This is a genomic window from Streptomyces sp. ML-6 (assembly GCF_030116705.1).
GTDB lineage: Bacteria > Actinomycetota > Actinomycetes > Streptomycetales > Streptomycetaceae > Streptomyces.
On record NZ_JAOTIK010000001.1, the window covers coordinates 5,617,598 to 5,633,509 of the forward strand.

Below are 15,912 nucleotides of genomic sequence, written 5' to 3' on the forward strand. Positions count from 1 at the left end.
CGGCGCCCCGCCGGTACTCCGGGCGAGCAGGACGCGGTACACGTAGAGCACGCAGCACGCAGCGAGTGAACGGAGCGGTGATGGTGGACGTCCCCACCCTGGTCGAGCAGGCACGCGCGGGCCGGCCGCGGGCCGTGGCCCGGCTGATCTCCCTGGTCGAGGGGGCGTCGCCGCAGCTGCGCGAGGTGATGGCGGCCTTGGCGCCGCTGACCGGCAACGCGTACGTCGTCGGGCTGACCGGTTCGCCCGGTGTCGGCAAGTCGACGTCGACGTCGGCGCTCGTCGCGGCGTACCGGCGGGCCGGCCGCCGGGTCGGCGTCCTGGCCGTCGACCCGTCTTCGCCGTTCTCCGGCGGGGCGCTCCTCGGCGACCGGGTCCGGATGTCGGAGCACGCCTCCGACCCGGGCGTCTACATCCGCTCCATGGCCACCCGCGGCCATCTGGGCGGCCTCGCCTGGTCGGCGCCGCAGGCGATCCGGGTGCTGGACGCGGCGGGCTGCGACGTGATCCTGGTGGAGACGGTCGGCGTCGGCCAGTCGGAGGTGGAGATCGCCTCCCAGGCCGACACCTCCGTCGTCCTGCTGGCGCCCGGCATGGGCGACGGCATCCAGGCGGCGAAGGCCGGAATCCTGGAGATCGGCGACGTGTACGTGGTCAACAAGGCCGACCGGGACGGCGCGGACGCCACCGCGCGCGAGCTCAACCACATGCTGGGCCTCGGCGAGGCGCGTGGTCCCGGCGGCTGGCGGCCGCCGATCGTGAAGACGGTCGCCGCCCGGGGCGAGGGCATCGACGAGGTCGTCGAGGCGCTGGAGAAGCACCGGGCGTGGATGGAGGAGCACGGGGTGCTCGCCGAGCGGCGCACGGCCCGTGCGGCCCGCGAGGTCGAGACGATCGCCGTCACCCGGTTGCGCGAGCGCATCGGCGACCTGCACGGCGACCGCCACATCGGCGCGCTCGCCGAGCGGATCGTGGCGGGGGACCTCGACCCGTACGCGGCGGCGGACGAACTGGTGGCGGGACTCACCGGCGGGGCGTGAGCGGGACGTGAGTCCCGAGGTGAGCCGGGACGCGGACCTGGGTGCGGATCCGGGGGTGGTCCGGGACGCGGAACCGGACGCGGACCGGTGAGCGAACCCGGAGGCGAACCGGGCGGACGGTCCCGGTCGCGGCGTGCGGGCCGCGACCGGGACCGTTCCGTGTGACGGCGCGGACCGGTGTGCCCGGTGCGATTCCCGGGCGATTGCCGGTCGTGCGCCGGTCGTGCGTGGGGCGGAGGGCGTCCCCCGGTGCACGCCGCTGTGACCGGTGACATGGCCGTGGCAGGATGGCCGCCGGATACGTGCAGGAAGTGTCCGCTGGTTCATGCCTGCGACGGGGGGAGTGGCGCATGCTGGGTCCGCTGCGGGAGGACTCGCCGGAACGGATCGGGCCGTACGGGATACGGGCCCGGCTCGGCGCGGGCGGCATGGGGGAGGTCTTCCTCGGCGTCCGGGACGACGGCGGCGGGCCCGTCGCCGTCAAGACGGTCCGCCGCGACGTGGCCCAGAACCCCGGCTTCCGCACCCGCTTCCGCCGCGAGATCGGCGTCGCCCGGTCCGTCGCCGACCCCCATCTCGCCCCGCTGCTCGACGGGGACGCCGACGCCGAAGTGCCCTGGCTCGCCACCGAGTACGTGGCGGGGCCCACCCTGTCCGCCGCCGTCCGCGGGGCCGGCGCCCTGGCCGAGGCCGAGGTGCGGATGCTCGGCGCCGGGCTGGCCCGCGCGCTGGCCGCCGTCCACGGGGCAGGGATCGTCCACCGCGACGTGAAGCCCGGCAACGTGATGCTCGCGGCGGACGGGCCGCGCCTCATCGACTTCGGGATCGCCCGGGACGCCGGTGCGACCGCGCTCACCACCACCAGCCGCATGGTCGGCAGCCCCTCCTACATGTCCCCGGAGCACGTGGCGGGCAGCGGACGCGTCGTGGCCGCGTCCGACGTCTTCTGCCTCGCCTCCCTGCTCTGCTTCGCCGTCACGGGGCGCGAGCCCTTCGGGGACGGCCCGGTCGCCGCCGTGCTCTACCGGGTCAAGTACGTCGAGACCGACCTCGACGGCGTTCCGGACGCGCTGCGGGCCGTACTGGAACGCTGCCTGGCGGCCGACCCGGCCGAGCGGCCGGACGCCGCCGCGCTCGCGGAACTGCTCGACCCCGGCGCCGCCGGCCGGTGGCCGCAGGAGGTGACGCGGCAGATCGCCGAGCACGAGCGCGAACTGGCCCGGGTCGTGGCCCTGGGCGGCCCGCTGCTACCGGGATACACCCCGACCGAGGTGGCCGCCGGAAGCGGCCCCGCACCCCAGCAACTGCCCACCCGGGGCGCGGACTTCACCCCCGGCCTGCACACCGCGCCCACCCAGGGCCCCGGCCTCCCCGCCCCGCCCCCGCGCCGCTCCCGGTGCACCCTGGCCGTCGCGCTGGCCGCGCTGATCGTGCTGGGCGCGGCCACCGGGGGCGTCCTGGCCTGGCGGGACAGGAACAACACGCCCAACGAGGCGGCCCCCGGCGGTGGTTCGTCCCGGGGCGGCGGCCGGGCCGAGGGGCCCCGGATCGTGGCGGGCGTGGGCGAGAACGGCGGCCCGGACGCCTCGGGCACCGTCCCGTACGGCCGTGACGTCCGCCCGGCGGGGTGGAAGAAGTCCTGGAAGGGGAAGTTCTCCGGCAAGCCGATCGGCTGTTCCGCGGGCCGCGACGTGATCGCCTGCCGGCTCGTCGACGGGACGTACGAGGGACTGTCGGCGGCCGACGGCCACCAGCTGTGGACGTTCGACACCGGGCAGACGTCCCGGAGCGCGGGCTGGGGGCCCACCGGCCAGTTCTTCATGCCGGCCAGTGCCACCCACCCCACCGTGCACGACGACTCCGTCCTGCTCGCCGCGGGCGGCCAGTTGCGGTCGCTGGACGCCAGGACCGGGGCGGTGCGCTGGGAGACCCGGGGCGGCGGCGCGCACGGGCTGGCCAGTGCCCCGATGGTGCTGGACGGCCTGGTCTTTGCGGCCACCACGTCGGCACCCGACGGCGCGCAGCTCGCCGCGTACGACCTGAGGACCGGCACCGAGAAATGGCGCGAACCGCTGGCGTCGGAGGGCCTCGCCAGCGCCCAGCGGGACAACTACTGGCCGGTCGCCCTCGGCGACGACGTGGTCTACGCGGCCGGTGAGGACGGGCCGAAGGCGTTCCGGCCGAAGGACGGCACGCTGCTGGGCACGGGCCAGGAGTGCGGCGGCCTCCGGCTGCGGGGCGAGTTCGTCTACTGCTCCCTCTCCACCTCCAACGGCAGCGATTCGGGCTTCGGCACCGACACGAGCGTGCTGCGGCTGGAGGCGGGGACGCTCGCGGCGCGGGGGAAGGTGCCGCTGGACTCCGGGCTCGTCGCCGATGCGACCCCCGTGGTGGTCGACGACCGGGTGATGGTCCTCCGCCGGAGCAGCGAACACGCCTCCGACGTACCCGACGAGTTCGTCGTCGTCGGCCGCGAAACCGGCCGGCTCCTCGGCCGTTTCCCGCTCCCCGGAGCGGCGGAGAAGGGCATGAGCAACCCGGTCTCCAACCCTCTGATCGTCGCCGACACTCTGGTCTGGGCGGACAGCATGATGCTGTACACCGTTCCGGTCCGTCCCGACGGCACGCTGGGCGAGCTGGCCGGAACCCGGCTGCCGGGCGCCCCGGGCCCGAGCCCCACGCCGGAGTACGACATGGCCGACGGCATCCAGCTGGAGAAGGAACTGAACGACCCGCAGCTGTTGCCGGTCGGCGTCGTCGTGCACGTCGTGTACGACGACGGCACCACGGTCTCCGTGCCGCTGCCCGGGTGAACCACCGCACGGACGAGGGGATCGCACAGTGATCGAGCCGCTTCCGGCCGGCCGGGCCCGGCTGATCGGCCCGTACCAACTGCTCGGACTGCTGGGCGCGGGTGGCATGGGCGAGGTGTACCTGGCCAGGCCCGCGGGCGGCACGGGGACAGCGGACGGCCTGGTCGCGCTGAAGACCATCCGCGCCGACCTCGACCTCGACGAGGGCTTCCGGATCCGCTTCCGCCGCGAGATCGACGCGGCGGGCGCCGTGCGCAGCGCGCACACCGCGGCCCTCGTCGGCGGCGACGCGAACGGCCGGCCGCCCTGGCTGGCGACCGAGTACGTCCCCGGCCCCTCGCTGGCCGAGGCGGTGACCCGCGGTGGACCGCTGCCCGAGCCGGTGGTCCGCGCGATGGGTGCCGGGCTGGCCCGCGCGCTCGCCGACATGCACGCGGTGCGGGTGCTGCACCGCGACCTCAAGCCCGGCAACGTGCTGCTCGGCGCCGACGGGCCGAAGGTGATCGACTTCGGGATCGCCCAGGCATTCGACGCCACCCAGCTCACCCGGACCGGCGTGGTCGTGGGCAGCCCCGGCTACATCTCGCCCGAGCACGTCAACGGATCGCGCGCGCTCGTGCCGGCCTCCGACGTGTTCTGCCTCGGCGCGGTGCTCGCCTTCGCGGCGACCGGGCGGGGCCCGTTCGACGACTCCGACATGGCGGCCGTGATCTTCCGGATCGCGCAGGGCGAGGCCGAACTGTCCGGTGTGCCACCGAGGTTGCGGGCGGTGATCGAGGAATGCCTGCGCAGCGACCCCGCCGCCCGCCCGACCCCGGGGCAGCTCGCCGGGATGCTGCTGCCGGACGACCCGAGGAGCGCCGGATCGGGGAACGACGGCCCGAAGGGCCACGACCCGAGGGACGCCGGATCCGGGGGCGTGGCGGGACCGTTCGGACCGTTCCCCTGGACGGATGCGGTACGGGAACAGCTCGCCGGGTACGCGGCGCAGGCGCGTGCCGCCGCCGGGGCCGCAGTGGTCCCGGCCGCCGCACCGCCGCTTCCGCCCGACCCCCCGGCCCCGGGCGGTCCGGCGCTCGCCCCCACCCCCGTCGTGCCGGGCGAGGGGCGGCGGCGGGGAGGGGCTGCGCGTCGGCCTCGCGGCGGCCGCCGCCGTGGTGTGCGTGGCGCTCGGCGCGGTGCTGCTGCCGGGGTTCCTCGACGGCGACGACGGGGGCGACGGCGGGGCGGGCGGCACCGGGGGCGCGGGCGGGCCGAGCACCTCCGCGTCCGGCGCCGCCCGGACCGCGGCGTACCCGGCCGTCCACCCCGGCGGGGACGCCGGGCGCACCGGGGACTTTGGGAAGGCCGCCACGGAGCTCGCCGCCCGTCCGGCGGGCTGGAAGCCGTGGAAGACCCGGATCAAGGGCGGCCCGGCGACGTGCGTCCTCGCGGACACGGCCCTGCTCTGCGGCGGCTCGCCGCGCGTCACCGCGCTGGACGCGGCGAACGGGGAGCGGCGCTGGCAGTCCCCGCAGGGGAGGGCGGGAGCCGCCCCGGCCTCGGTGGCCGCCGTCGTCGGCACCACCGTGTACGCCTTCGAGGACGGCGCCCTGGTGGCGCGCGCCCTGTCCGACGGGGCCGAGCGGTGGCGGGAGCCGTTGCCGGACGGCGCCCGGGTGACCGACTCCGTCCCGTCCGGCAAGGTCCTCTACTACGCCGTGAAGGCCGCCGGCACGGGAGGCACCCGGATCGTCGCCCGGGAACTCACCGGCGGGCACCGGGTCAAGTGGGACGAGGCGTGGGACGACCCGGCCGACGGGGCCGCCCTGGCCTTCTCCGACGGCCGGCTCGTCGTGGCCGGGGACGGCGTCACCGTCCTGAAGGGCGCGGACGGCAGTCGGCTGGGCTCCCTCGGGGCCGGGGACGTCTCCTGCCGCATGCCGGTCCTGAAGGGGAAGCTGCTGCTGTGCGCCGGTTCCGACGGGCTGACGGTGATCGACGCCGCCGACCTGCGGAACCGCCGTACGGTCGCCGCCGGGGTGGACATCGTCCACCGGCCCGCGCTCTCGGCCGACGGCAAGGCCGTGGTGGGCAGCCGGACCCGGACGTACGCGTTCGGCGTGGCCGACGGGCGCCAGTACTGGGCGACCTACGAGGGCGGCAAGGGCCTGGAGATGGTGGGCCCGCCGGTCCTGATCGGGGACCGGGCCTTCGTCGTGGGCGAGCGGAAGCTGGACGGCATCGACCTGGACACCGAGGGGGAGCCGGACTGGACCAGCGACCCGATGACCGGGTGGGACGACGAGGTCGATCCGGCGAGCGTCTCGCTCGTCGTGCGGGGGAACGTCGTCTTCCTGTCCTTCGCGGACGGGACGGTCCTGTCGGGCCTGGTGCCCTGACGTTCCCCCGGCGGGCGGGGCCCGTCAGTCGTCGTCGTGCCCGTCGTCGTCCGGCCGGTCCGCGGTGACCTTGCCGGTCCTCGCGTCGACGTCCAGCTCGTGCTCCTTGCCGTCGTCGCCCCGGACCTCGACCTCCCAGTGCGTCGCGCCCCGGCCGTCGCGGTCGCCGTCCAGGTCGACCGAGGTCACGGTCCCGGGGGCGGCCTTCAGCGCGGCGCCGGTCGCCGAGTCCAGCGACACGGCGGCCGAGCGGGGGGCGTGCCGGTCGCGGTCGTCGCCGTCGTCGTCGGTGTGCTCGCCGAGCACCTTGCCGTTGCCCGCGTCCACCGTCACGTCGTGCCAGACCTTGTCGGAGCCGTACACGTCGACCTCCCAGACCGGTCCGCGGTCCTCGTCGTCCAGCTCGGCCCCGGTGACCGTGCCGGGGACGGCCTTCAGGGCGGCGGCGACGGCGTCCTGCACGGAGACGCGGGCGGGGGCGTCGCCCGTCGCGCTGCTGCTCCGTACCTCGCGGTCGTGGCCGTCGTCGTCGGCGAAGGCGACCGCGCCGGCGGCCCCGCCGCCGACGAGCACGGCTGCGGCGACTGCGGCGATGACGATCCTGTGCTTCATGGGGTTCCTCCCGATCGGGTGCTCCGGTCTCGACGGGAACCACCCTGCCGGGGCGATGCTGAACGCAGCCTGAAGCCACCTGAAGCCGTCTTCAGGTTCGGTTTGCGACCCTGGGCCCATGCGTCTGTTGATCGTGGAGGACGAGAAGCGGCTGGCGACGTCCCTGGCCGCCGGGCTCACCGCCGAGGGCTTCGCCGTGGACGTCGTGCACGACGGCCTCGAAGGGCTGCACCGGGCCTCCGAGGGGGTGTACGACCTCGTCGTCCTCGACATCATGCTGCCCGGGATGAACGGCTACCGGGTCTGCGCCGCCCTGCGCGCCGCCGGTCACGAGACGCCGATCCTGATGCTGACGGCGAAGGACGGGGAGTACGACGAGGCGGAGGGCCTGGACACCGGGGCCGACGACTACCTGACCAAGCCGTTCTCGTACGTCGTGCTCGTGGCCAGGATCCGGGCGCTGCTGCGGCGCCGGGGCGGGCGCGGCGCCTCCCCGGTGATCGGGGCCGGTTCGCTGCGCATGGACACCGCGGCCCGCCGCGTCCACCTCGGCGGCACCGAGATCGCCCTCACCACCAAGGAGTTCGCGGTGCTGGAACAGCTCGTGCTGCGGTCCGGGCAGGTGGTGAGCAAGGCGGACATCCTGGAGCACGTCTGGGACTTCGCCTACGACGGCGACCCGAACATCGTCGAGGTGTACGTGAGCACGCTGCGGCGCAAGCTCGGCGCGTCCGCCATCCGCACCGTGCGCGGGGCGGGCTACCGGCTGGAGGCGCCGTGAGGTCGGTACGGGCCAGGGCCGCGCTGGGCGCCACGGTGGTGGTCGCCCTCGCGCTGATCGGCGCCGGGGTCGCCGTGCTCCTGGTGCTGCGCGCCAACCTCACCGGACAGGCGGAGCTGCGGGCCGAGGTGGTGGCCCGCGAGGTGGCCGGCCAACTGGCCCTCGACGTGCCCTACGACCGGCTGGAGACGCGCGACGAGGACGAGTATCCGGTCCAGGTGGTCGACGAGGACGGACGCGTGGTCGCCGTCTCCAAGGACCTGGAGGCGATCTCCGGGACCGGCACGGACCGGGTCGCGCCGGTCCCGTCCGCCGCCCCGGGGCAGGGCCCCGGTCCCGGCTCCGGCGACGGGAGCGGGGACGACGGGGACGACCGGGACGACGACCTGGCGGACGACGACGAGGGCACCCCGGCCCGCGGCGAAGTCGACCCGGACGAACCGGACTTCACCGACGGCACCGCCACCGTCGACGGCGAGAGCGCCGACTACCGCTTCGCGTCCGTCCGGGCGACCACGTCCCGGGGGGTGACCCTGACCGTCCACGCGGGCGCCCCGCTGGCCGCCGAGCAGGAGGCCGTGGGCACCGTGCGCGGCGCGATGCTGGCCGGGCTGCCGGTGCTGCTGCTCGTCGTCGCCGGGGTGACCTGGCTGGTGACCCGGCGGGCGCTGCGCCCGGTCGAGGACATCCGGCGCGAGATGGCCGCGATCACCGCGTCCGAGGACCTGAGCCGCCGGGTGCCGGAGCCCGACTCGCGCGACGAGATCGCCCGGCTGGCCCGCACCACCAACGAGACCCTGACGGCCCTGGAGGCGTCGGTGGACCGCCAGCGCCGGTTCGTCGCGGACGCCTCGCACGAGCTGCGCAGCCCGATCGCCTCCCTGCGCACCCAGTTGGAGGTGGGCGCGGCCCATCCGGAGCTGCTGGACGTGCCGGGCGCGGTCGCCGACACCGTACGGCTCCAGGCGCTGGCCGCGGATCTGTTGCTGCTGGCCCGGCTGGACGCGGGGGAGCGGCCGGGCCGCTCGACGCTGGACCTGGGCGCGCTGGTGCGCGAGGAGGTCTCCCAGCGGGTCGGCGACCGCATCCTGGTGACGGTGTCCGTGCCGGACTCCGGCGGCCTCGAAGTGGCCGGATCGCGCGGTCAGTTGGCGCGGGTGATCGGCAATCTGCTGGACAACGCCGAACGCCACGCACGGGACTCGGTGACGGTCTCGGTGCGGGCGGCGGAGCGGGGCGACGTGCTCGTCGAGGTCACCGACGACGGGGCGGGGGTCCCGGTGGACGAGCGCGAGCGGATCTTCGAGCGCTTCGTCCGCCTCGACGACGCCCGGGCCCGGGACGACGGCGGTGCGGGCCTCGGCCTGGCCATCGCCCGGGACGTCGCCGTCCGGCACGGCGGCGGGCTGACGGTGGACGGCGCGCCGGAGGGCGGCGCCCGGTTCACGCTCCGGCTGCCGGCCGCCGGCTGAGCACCACGTACCGCCACCCCGATGCACTTACGTACCGGCACACCGCCGTGCGGGGCCGACCGCCGTCGGCCCCGTGCGACCCCTGTACGGGCGATCCCCGTACGGGGCCGTGCGGTCAGATCTTGCCGCGGCGTCCGCGCAGGTGTTCCGCGACCGGCGTCAGCGCCGCGTGCAGGTTCGCCAGCGCCTCCGGCGGCAGCAGGTCCATGAAGTGCTTGCGGACGGAGGCCACGTGGTGCGGGGCCACCTTCCGCATCGTCTCCGCGCCGTCCTCGGTCAGGACCGCGAACAGACCGCGCCGGTCGGACTCGCAGCTCGCCCGACGGACCAGCCCGGCGTTCTCCATCCGGGTGATCTGGTGCGAGAGCCTGCTCTTGGACTGCAGCGTCGCCGCGGCGAGGTCGCTCATCCGCATGCGCTGGTCCTCCGACTCCGAGAGATTGACCAGGATCTCGTAGTCGTTGTTGGTCAGTCCGAACGGCTGGAGGTCCTTCTCCAGCTGGTGCATCAACAGCCTGCTGACCTCCAGGTGGGTGCGCCAGGCACACTGCTCCGCGTCGCTCAGCCAACGGGTGGCCGTCTCGGTCTCCATAATGTGGATTCTACCTAAGAAGTTGAAAGCCGGACGAAGTGAGGGGTGTGACGGTCGGTACCCGCCGGAGGAGGGCGGGAGCGCAGACGTTCGACGTCACGCTCCGCAGACTACCGTTCACAAACCGAAGCGACGCTGGAGATCCCCCAGCTGACCGGGCAATCGGGGTGAGGCGCCAGGTTGACCCGAGCCGCCGGGCGCCCGGGGCGGTACGCCGGGACGGCCCGAACCCCCGCCGCCGGGGACCCCGGCCTCGCCCGGCACCGTCCCCGTCGCCTGCTCGGCCATCAGGACCTCGGTCGACTGAAGCAGCACCGTGCCCGCCCCGACGAACTCGAACTGGTGCTCCTCGCCCGAGGTGCCCCCGATACCGGTCAGCGCCCGCAGCCCGCCGAGCACGCCCGTCAGATAGCCGTGGTCGTAGTGGTGGCACGGCGAGGGGCAGTCCGCCCAGCCCACCAGGGCCTGCGGATCGACCCGCAGCGGCGGCTCCATGAAGACCACCGGACCGTTGGAGGCGGCCACGAACTTCCCCGTGCCGATCAGGGTCAGGAAGCCCGGCACGATCGACTGCTTCAGCGCCAGCGTCGGCTGGTAGGCGAGCAGGTTGCCGGACCGGATCGTCAGGTTCCCGTCGTCCAGGTCGTAGGAGTTCACGTCGAAGGCCCGGTCCGCGAGCAGCATCTTGCCGCTGCCCTCGGCCACCACCCAGTCGCCCGCGTGCAGCGGCGAGTGGAAGCTCGTGCGGAGCAGCCGGTCGAAGCGGCCGTTGCCCACGCCGTCGAACTCGATCCGCCCGTAGTAGGCGATCATCTTGCCCTTCTGCAGGAACCACTGACTCCCCTTGAGCTCCACGCAGAAGGTGTACGCGTTGACGTTGTCGTCCGACGGCAGCGTCATCGGATCGAAGATCACGGGCGTGCTCACAGCTTCTCCTCCGAGGCCTGGACGTACACCGCGCCGCTGCCGCTCAGCTCCAGCTGGAACGCCTCGCCGGAGCCGCGCCCCACCATGTCGCGCCAGCCGAGCGCGGTGGAGAGCTTGTTGCGCACGTCGCCGTGGTGCGCGACGTACGCCTGCGGGTCCACGTGCACCGAACGGCCCGGGACGATCGGCAGCTCGATCACCCCGCCGTGGGCCATCACGGCGACCGAGCCGTGCCCCTTCAGGGTGGTGGTGAACAGCCCCTGGCCGGTCACCTGGCCGCGCACCATGCCCATCACGCCGCCCTGCGACCCCATGAACATGGTGCCCTGCTGGAGCGTCCCGTCGAAGGCGAGCAGCCGGTCGGCCTCCACGTACAGGGTGTCGCCGGACAGGTCGATCACCTGGATGTGGTGGCCGCCGTGGCCGAACATCACCGTGCCGTCGCCCTCGACCGTCATCAGCGGGGTCGCCTCGCCCGCCACCCGCCGGCCGATCATCGACAGCACGCCGCCCTGGCCGCCCTGGATGTTCGGGGTGAACGACACCTCGCCGCGGTGGGCGAGCATCGCCCCGCGCTGGCTGTACAGCTTCTGGCCGGGAACCACCGTCGCCTCGACCATCCTCGAGTTGATCTCGCGGAACGGCATCAGACATCGCCCCCGAGGGTGTTCCGCTCGCTCGGCTGGACGTAGACGACGCCCTCGCCCTCGAACCGGATCTGGAAGGACTCCCCGGAGCTCTCGCCGATCAGCGTCCGGAAACCGACCCCCGTCTGGAACTGCTGGCGCAGATCACCCCGGTGGGCGACGTAGGCGCCGGGGTCGACGCACAGCGGGTACTGCCCGGAGACCCGCAGTGCCACCGCCGCGCCGTCCGACATGATCGCCACCTGCCCGGTGCCCTCGACGGTGGTGGTGAACAGGCCGTTGCCGCTCGCCCCGCCGCGCAGCCCGGTGAAGGTGGTGCCGGTGCGCAGCGAGGAGTCGGTGCACAGCAGGTTGCTCGCCTCGACGTGGAGCTTGTCGTTGTGCAGCGGGACGAGGGTGATCTCGCTCGCCCGGTCCGCGAAGTAGCAGGTGCCCTCGCCGGACACCTGCATCACGGCCATCTGTTCACCGGTCAGCCGGCGGGTCACCATCCCGCGCAGACCGTCACCGCCACCGGTCATCTTCTTGAACGTCATCCGGCCGTCGTAGGCGACCATCGAGCCGTTCTTCGCCTTGACGGCGTCACCGGCCAGGTCGACGGCGAGCGTTCTGCTGCCTTGGAGTCGGAACATTGCCACGGACCCGACGTTAACCGGCGGGCCCCGGCCGGGACAGGGCCCCGGGCATGATCCGGCCCCCCGACAGGCCCCTGATACGCATCCGGGACGGTATCCGTACGCGATCGGGACGGTCCCGCCCCGGGACACCGGCCCCGCCCCGCCGGACCGGCCCACCGCCGGACCGGTACCGCCCCGCCGGACCGGCCGCCGCGCCCCGCCGGGGGAGGCCCGGACCGCACATCCGTCCCGGACCGCCCCCGCTGCCGGGCACCGTCCGCGCCGATGCCACAATGGGGCGAGCTTGTGCCCGCGTTCACAAGCTGTCACGACCCTCCCACCGAAGGTGCCCCCGTGGACATCAAGACCGCTACCGCCCTGCACCGGCTGCGCCTCATCTCGATTCCCGAGGCGCTCTCCTTCCCGGCCCTGATCATCTTTGGCTCGATCCTCAGCCGGGTCTCGGACATCGACTTCCTGATGATGCCGCTCGGCATCCTGCACGGCGTGCTCTTCGTGATCTACGCCGTCCTGCTGCTCGACGTCTGGGCCAAGACCAAGTGGCCGCTGAAGCGCGTCGCGCTCTTCTTCCTGCTTGCGGTGCTGCCGTTCGGCGGCCTGTACGGCGACAAGCTGCTCAAGCGCTACGAGGCCGACGGCGTCATCGCCGCCCGGGCCCGCCGGGAGGGCGTGGTCAGCGCATGATCGTCGCGTTCTCGGTCAGCCCGCTGGGGGTCGGTGAGGACGTCGGCGAGTACGTCGCCGACGCTGTCCGCGTCGTCCGCGAGTCCGGGCTGCCCAACCGCACGGACGCCATGTTCACCTCGGTCGAGGGCGAGTGGGACGATGTCATGGACGTCGTGAAGCGGGCCGTCGCCGCCGTCGAGGCCCGTGCCGGGCGCGTCTCCCTCGTACTGAAGGCCGATATCCGTCCCGGTGTCACCGACGGCCTGACCAGCAAGGTCGAGACGGTCGAGCGGTACCTGGCGCAGTGAACCGGTCCGGTTCCCGGGGCCCCGTGAACCCGCGTGCGCGCGGGCCGTTCACGGGGCCCCGGCCGTCAGCGCGATGCCCAGCGGAGTGCGCTCGTACAGCACCTGGTGGCCGTACCGGCGTGAGGTGAGCAGCCCCGCCGCGCGCAGCACCGACAGGTGCTCCGACACGGACGAGGGCGCGAGCGAGAGCCGGTGGGCCAGCGCCGTGGTCCCGGCCGGTTCGTCGAGCGCGCACAGGACGTCGGCGCGGGCCCGCCCGAGCAGCCGGGCCAGGGCGTCGGGGGTGCGGTCCGCGGCCTCCGTCCAGAGGCCGCCGATGCCGCGGGCCGGATAGATCACCGCGGGCAGCCAGGGCGGCTCGTAGCCGCCGACGACATCGGGCCAGACGAAGACGCTGGGCATCAGCACCAGCCCCTCCCCGCCGAGCACCCGGGTGTGGTTCCCCCGGGTGCCGGTCACCGTGAGCGTCGAACCGGCCCAGCGCAGGCGCGGGCTCAGTTCGCCCAGCAGCCGCTCGAAACCGACCTCGGCCAGCCGCCGCGAGTGGTAGGCGATGTCGGCCTCCAGCAGGGCGCGCAGCCGCGGCCAGTGCGGCTCGATCATCAGCCGCCAGGCCCGTTCCAGCAGGTCCGCCAGCTCCTGGACCGTACGCGCCGGATCGGCCAGCATCCTCCGCCCGGCCGGGGAACCGGGGCCGCCGGGCATGCCGGCCAGGGCCCGGGCCATGTCGTGCGCGGCCACCGCCGGGTCGACCGCGCGGACGGCGGCGATCTCCTCCTCGAAACGGGCCAGCGGGCCGAGCGGGGGCGGGCAGAGGAAGTCGGGGGTGTGCCCGCCCTCGGGCATCAGCCGCCACAGCGGCCTCAGGTCCAGCCCGGCGGCGGCCTCCTCGATCCGCCGCAGCCACGGCAGGTGGTAGCCGTGCCGGGCCGGCCGGGCGAGCGTGCGCACGGCTTCCTGCGTCTCCCAGAGCGGGGAGAGCGCAAAGCGGCAGCGGAGCAGGTCGCTCTCGTCAAAACGCAGATGGAAGGGCACAGGAGCTCCAGGAAGATTCGGCCTGGGCCGAAAGTCTACGGACGGGCCGGGTCCTCGGACACGCTGCGTCCATGCCGAGCGACGACCGTACCCAGGCGGGCACACCCCGCACCCCTCCCGCCCCAGGGCCGACGCCTCCGGCACCCGCCCCGGAGCCCCGCGACCCGCACGACCCGAGCCGGGCGCGGGGCCCCGGCGACGAGGCGGGCGGCGGCTACCGGGCGGTGTTCCGGGTACGGGAGTTCCGGGCCGTGTTCGTGGCCCACCTGCTCTCGCTGCTCGGCGTCGCCGTCAGCGAACTCGCCCTCACCGTCCTGGTCTACGACCTCACCGGCTCGCCGCTGCTCTCCGCCCTCACCTTCGCGCTGGGCCTCCTCCCGTACGCGCTCGGCGGCACCCTCCTCGCCGGGATCGCCGACCGCTTTCCCGCCCGCCGCGTCCTCGTCGCCTGCGACCTGGTCTGCGCCGGCTGCGTCGCCGTCATGGTGCTGCCCGGCACCCCCGTCGGAGGGCTCCTCGCGCTGCGGTGCGTCGTGGCGGCGGTCGCGCCGGTGTTCACCGGGACGCGGGCCGCGGCGCTCACCGACATCCTCGGCGAGGGCGACCGCTACGTCCTGGGCCGCTCGCTGCTGCGGATCGTCTCCCAGTCCGCCCTGCTCATCGGTTTCGGGGCCGGCGGACTGCTGCTGGCCGCCCTGTCGCCGCGCGGGGCGATCGCGGTCGCCGTCGGCACGTTCTGCTGCTCGGCGCTGCTGCTCCGCTTCGGCACCCGGGCCCGGCCGGCCCGGTCGGCCGCGGCGGCGGAGGGCGGCGGAACGCTGCTGGGGGATTCCCTCTCCGGCACCCGGACGGTTCTCGCCGACCGCCGGATCCGGGCACTGCTGCTGCTCTTCTGGGTGCCCCCCTTCTTCGTGGTCGCGCCGGAGGCCCTGGCCGCGCCCTACGCCGACGCCATCGGGGCCGGGCCCGCGGCACCGGGGCTGCTGATGTGCGCGATGGCCGTCGGCCACGTCGGGGCGGAGCTCTGGGCGGGATCCGCCCTCGGCCCCCGCACCCGCTCCCGGACCGTGCTGCCCGCGGCCGCCCTCGGGCTGCTTCCCCTGCTGCTGTACGCCTCCCGTCCCGGCATGGTGCTCACCCTCGCCGCCCTGGTGCTGACCGGGGTGGGGGCGGCGTACGTCATCGGGCTCGACCAGTGGTTCCTCGACGCGGTGCCCGAGGCGCTGCGGGGCCGGGCGATGACCCTGCTCACCGCCGGGCTGATGACGGCCCAGGGCCTGGGGATGGGCCTCGCCGGGCTGGCCGCGGAGTTCTTCCCGGTCCACCAGGTCGTCGCCGCCTCGGGGGCGGTGGGCACCCTGTGCACGCTGCTGGTGGTCCGGGAGGTCCGCGCCACCCGCCCGCGATCCGGGGAACGGAAGCCCGGTACCGAAGTCCGAGACGGGGCTGACCAGCATGTGACCAATGGGTAAGGTCGATGCCGTGCCGAAGCCGCTCAGTCTCCCCTTCGACCCCATCGCCCGCGCCGACGAACTCTGGCAGCAGCGCTGGGGCCCGGTGCCCTCGATGGGGGCGATCACCTCGATCATGCGCGCCCAGCAGATCCTGCTCGCCGAGGTCGACGCGGTCGTCAAGCCGTACGGACTGACCTTCGCCCGGTACGAGGCGCTGGTGCTGCTCACCTTCTCCAAGGCCGGTGAGCTGCCGATGTCCAAGATCGGGGAGCGGCTGATGGTCCACCCCACCTCCGTCACGAACACCGTGGACCGCCTGGTGCGCTCCGGACTGGTCGCCAAGCGCCCCAACCCCAACGACGGCCGCGGAACCCTCGCCTCCATCACCGAGCGGGGCCGCGAGGTCGTCGAGGCGGCGACGAAGGACCTCGTCGACATGGAGTTCGGACTCGGGGTGTACGACGCCGAGGAATGCGCCGAGATCTTCGCCATGCTGCGCCCGCTGCGGGTCGCGGCCCACGACTTCGAGGAGGAGTAGGGCAGGTA

The 15,912-nt window shown here is 74.3% G+C and carries 15 protein-coding genes and 1 pseudogene; 10 read left to right on the forward strand and 6 right to left on the reverse strand.

Annotated elements, in window-relative coordinates:
- The first annotated feature begins 80 nt into the window (after nt 1-80).
- The 4 genes and pseudogenes from meaB (at nt 81) to OCT49_RS25000 (ending at nt 6,234) form a co-directional block, all read left to right on the forward strand.
- Complete coding sequence (gene meaB / locus OCT49_RS24985) at nt 81-1,040, forward strand: methylmalonyl Co-A mutase-associated GTPase MeaB (RefSeq protein WP_283854065.1); 960 nt, start codon at nt 81-83, stop codon at nt 1,038-1,040.
- A 350-nt stretch (nt 1,041-1,390) separates the two neighbouring features.
- The gene (locus tag OCT49_RS24990; RefSeq protein ID WP_283854066.1) at nt 1,391-3,853 is read left to right on the forward strand and encodes a serine/threonine-protein kinase; all 2,463 of its coding nucleotides are present in this window, start codon (nt 1,391-1,393) and stop codon (nt 3,851-3,853) included.
- 106 nt (nt 3,854-3,959) lie between these two features.
- Nucleotides 3,960-4,619 (forward strand): annotated as a pseudogene (locus OCT49_RS24995) (serine/threonine-protein kinase); the annotation flags it as partial.
- A 187-nt stretch (nt 4,620-4,806) separates the two neighbouring features.
- Nucleotides 4,807-6,234 carry an outer membrane protein assembly factor BamB family protein gene (locus OCT49_RS25000; protein WP_283854067.1) on the forward strand — a complete coding sequence of 476 codons (1,428 nt, stop codon included), beginning with the start codon at nt 4,807-4,809 and terminating at the stop codon, nt 6,232-6,234.
- Nucleotides 6,235-6,258: 24 nt separating this feature from the next.
- Here OCT49_RS25000 and OCT49_RS25005 read toward each other — a convergent pair whose 3' ends face one another.
- On the reverse strand, nt 6,259-6,846 hold the full coding sequence (locus OCT49_RS25005; RefSeq protein WP_283854068.1) for a PepSY domain-containing protein: 588 nt from the start codon (nt 6,844-6,846) through the stop codon (nt 6,259-6,261).
- Nucleotides 6,847-6,964: 118 nt separating this feature from the next.
- Here OCT49_RS25005 and OCT49_RS25010 point away from each other — a divergent pair, with 118 nt between their 5' ends.
- Nucleotides 6,965-7,627, forward strand: coding sequence for a response regulator transcription factor (locus OCT49_RS25010; protein ID WP_283854069.1), 663 nt, complete (start codon nt 6,965-6,967; stop codon nt 7,625-7,627).
- A complete protein-coding gene (locus tag OCT49_RS25015) occupies nt 7,624-9,099 on the forward strand; it encodes a sensor histidine kinase (RefSeq protein WP_283854070.1) in 1,476 nt (491 codons plus the stop codon). The genes OCT49_RS25010 and OCT49_RS25015 overlap by 4 nt, the downstream gene beginning before the upstream one ends.
- Before the next feature lie 115 nt (nt 9,100-9,214).
- On the opposite strand, the gene OCT49_RS25020 is transcribed toward OCT49_RS25015, so the two are convergent.
- From OCT49_RS25020 to OCT49_RS25035, 4 genes are all read right to left on the reverse strand, one after another.
- A complete protein-coding gene (locus tag OCT49_RS25020) occupies nt 9,215-9,691 on the reverse strand; it encodes a MarR family winged helix-turn-helix transcriptional regulator (RefSeq protein WP_283854071.1) in 477 nt (158 codons plus the stop codon).
- A gap of 117 nt (nt 9,692-9,808) precedes the next feature.
- Nucleotides 9,809-10,618, reverse strand: a complete 810-nt coding sequence (locus OCT49_RS25025) for an AIM24 family protein (RefSeq protein ID WP_283854072.1) — start codon at nt 10,616-10,618, stop codon at nt 9,809-9,811.
- Nucleotides 10,615-11,265 (reverse strand): AIM24 family protein, encoded by a 651-nt coding sequence (locus OCT49_RS25030; protein WP_283854073.1) that lies wholly within the window; start codon nt 11,263-11,265, stop codon nt 10,615-10,617. The genes OCT49_RS25025 and OCT49_RS25030 overlap by 4 nt, the downstream gene beginning before the upstream one ends.
- Nucleotides 11,265-11,897: an AIM24 family protein gene (locus tag OCT49_RS25035; RefSeq protein ID WP_283855934.1), complete on the reverse strand. Its 633-nt coding sequence runs from the start codon at nt 11,895-11,897 to the stop codon at nt 11,265-11,267. Before OCT49_RS25035 ends, OCT49_RS25030 begins: the two co-directional genes overlap by 1 nt.
- A 339-nt stretch (nt 11,898-12,236) precedes the next feature.
- On the opposite strand from OCT49_RS25035, the gene OCT49_RS25040 reads away from it, so the two are divergent.
- Together OCT49_RS25040 and OCT49_RS25045 are read left to right on the forward strand one after the other, a co-directional pair.
- Nucleotides 12,237-12,587 (forward strand): DUF3817 domain-containing protein, encoded by a 351-nt coding sequence (locus tag OCT49_RS25040; protein ID WP_283854074.1) that lies wholly within the window; start codon nt 12,237-12,239, stop codon nt 12,585-12,587.
- The gene (locus tag OCT49_RS25045; RefSeq protein ID WP_283854075.1) at nt 12,584-12,877 is read left to right on the forward strand and encodes an MTH1187 family thiamine-binding protein; all 294 of its coding nucleotides are present in this window, start codon (nt 12,584-12,586) and stop codon (nt 12,875-12,877) included. The genes OCT49_RS25040 and OCT49_RS25045 overlap by 4 nt, the downstream gene beginning before the upstream one ends.
- 48 nt (nt 12,878-12,925) lie before the next feature.
- Here the strand turns inward: OCT49_RS25045 and OCT49_RS25050 are convergent, their stop codons facing one another.
- Entirely contained in the window at nt 12,926-13,912 is a 987-nt protein-coding gene (locus tag OCT49_RS25050; RefSeq protein WP_283854076.1) for an ArsR/SmtB family transcription factor, read from the reverse strand.
- A 71-nt stretch (nt 13,913-13,983) separates the two neighbouring features.
- Between OCT49_RS25050 and OCT49_RS25055 the strand changes: the two genes are divergently transcribed.
- Together OCT49_RS25055 and OCT49_RS25060 are read left to right on the forward strand one after the other, a co-directional pair.
- Nucleotides 13,984-15,384: an MFS transporter gene (locus OCT49_RS25055; protein ID WP_283854077.1), complete on the forward strand. Its 1,401-nt coding sequence runs from the start codon at nt 13,984-13,986 to the stop codon at nt 15,382-15,384.
- Between the two features lie 10 nt (nt 15,385-15,394).
- A complete protein-coding gene (locus OCT49_RS25060) occupies nt 15,395-15,904 on the forward strand; it encodes a MarR family winged helix-turn-helix transcriptional regulator (RefSeq protein ID WP_283855935.1) in 510 nt (169 codons plus the stop codon).
- The last annotated feature ends 8 nt before the right edge of the window (nt 15,905-15,912 follow it).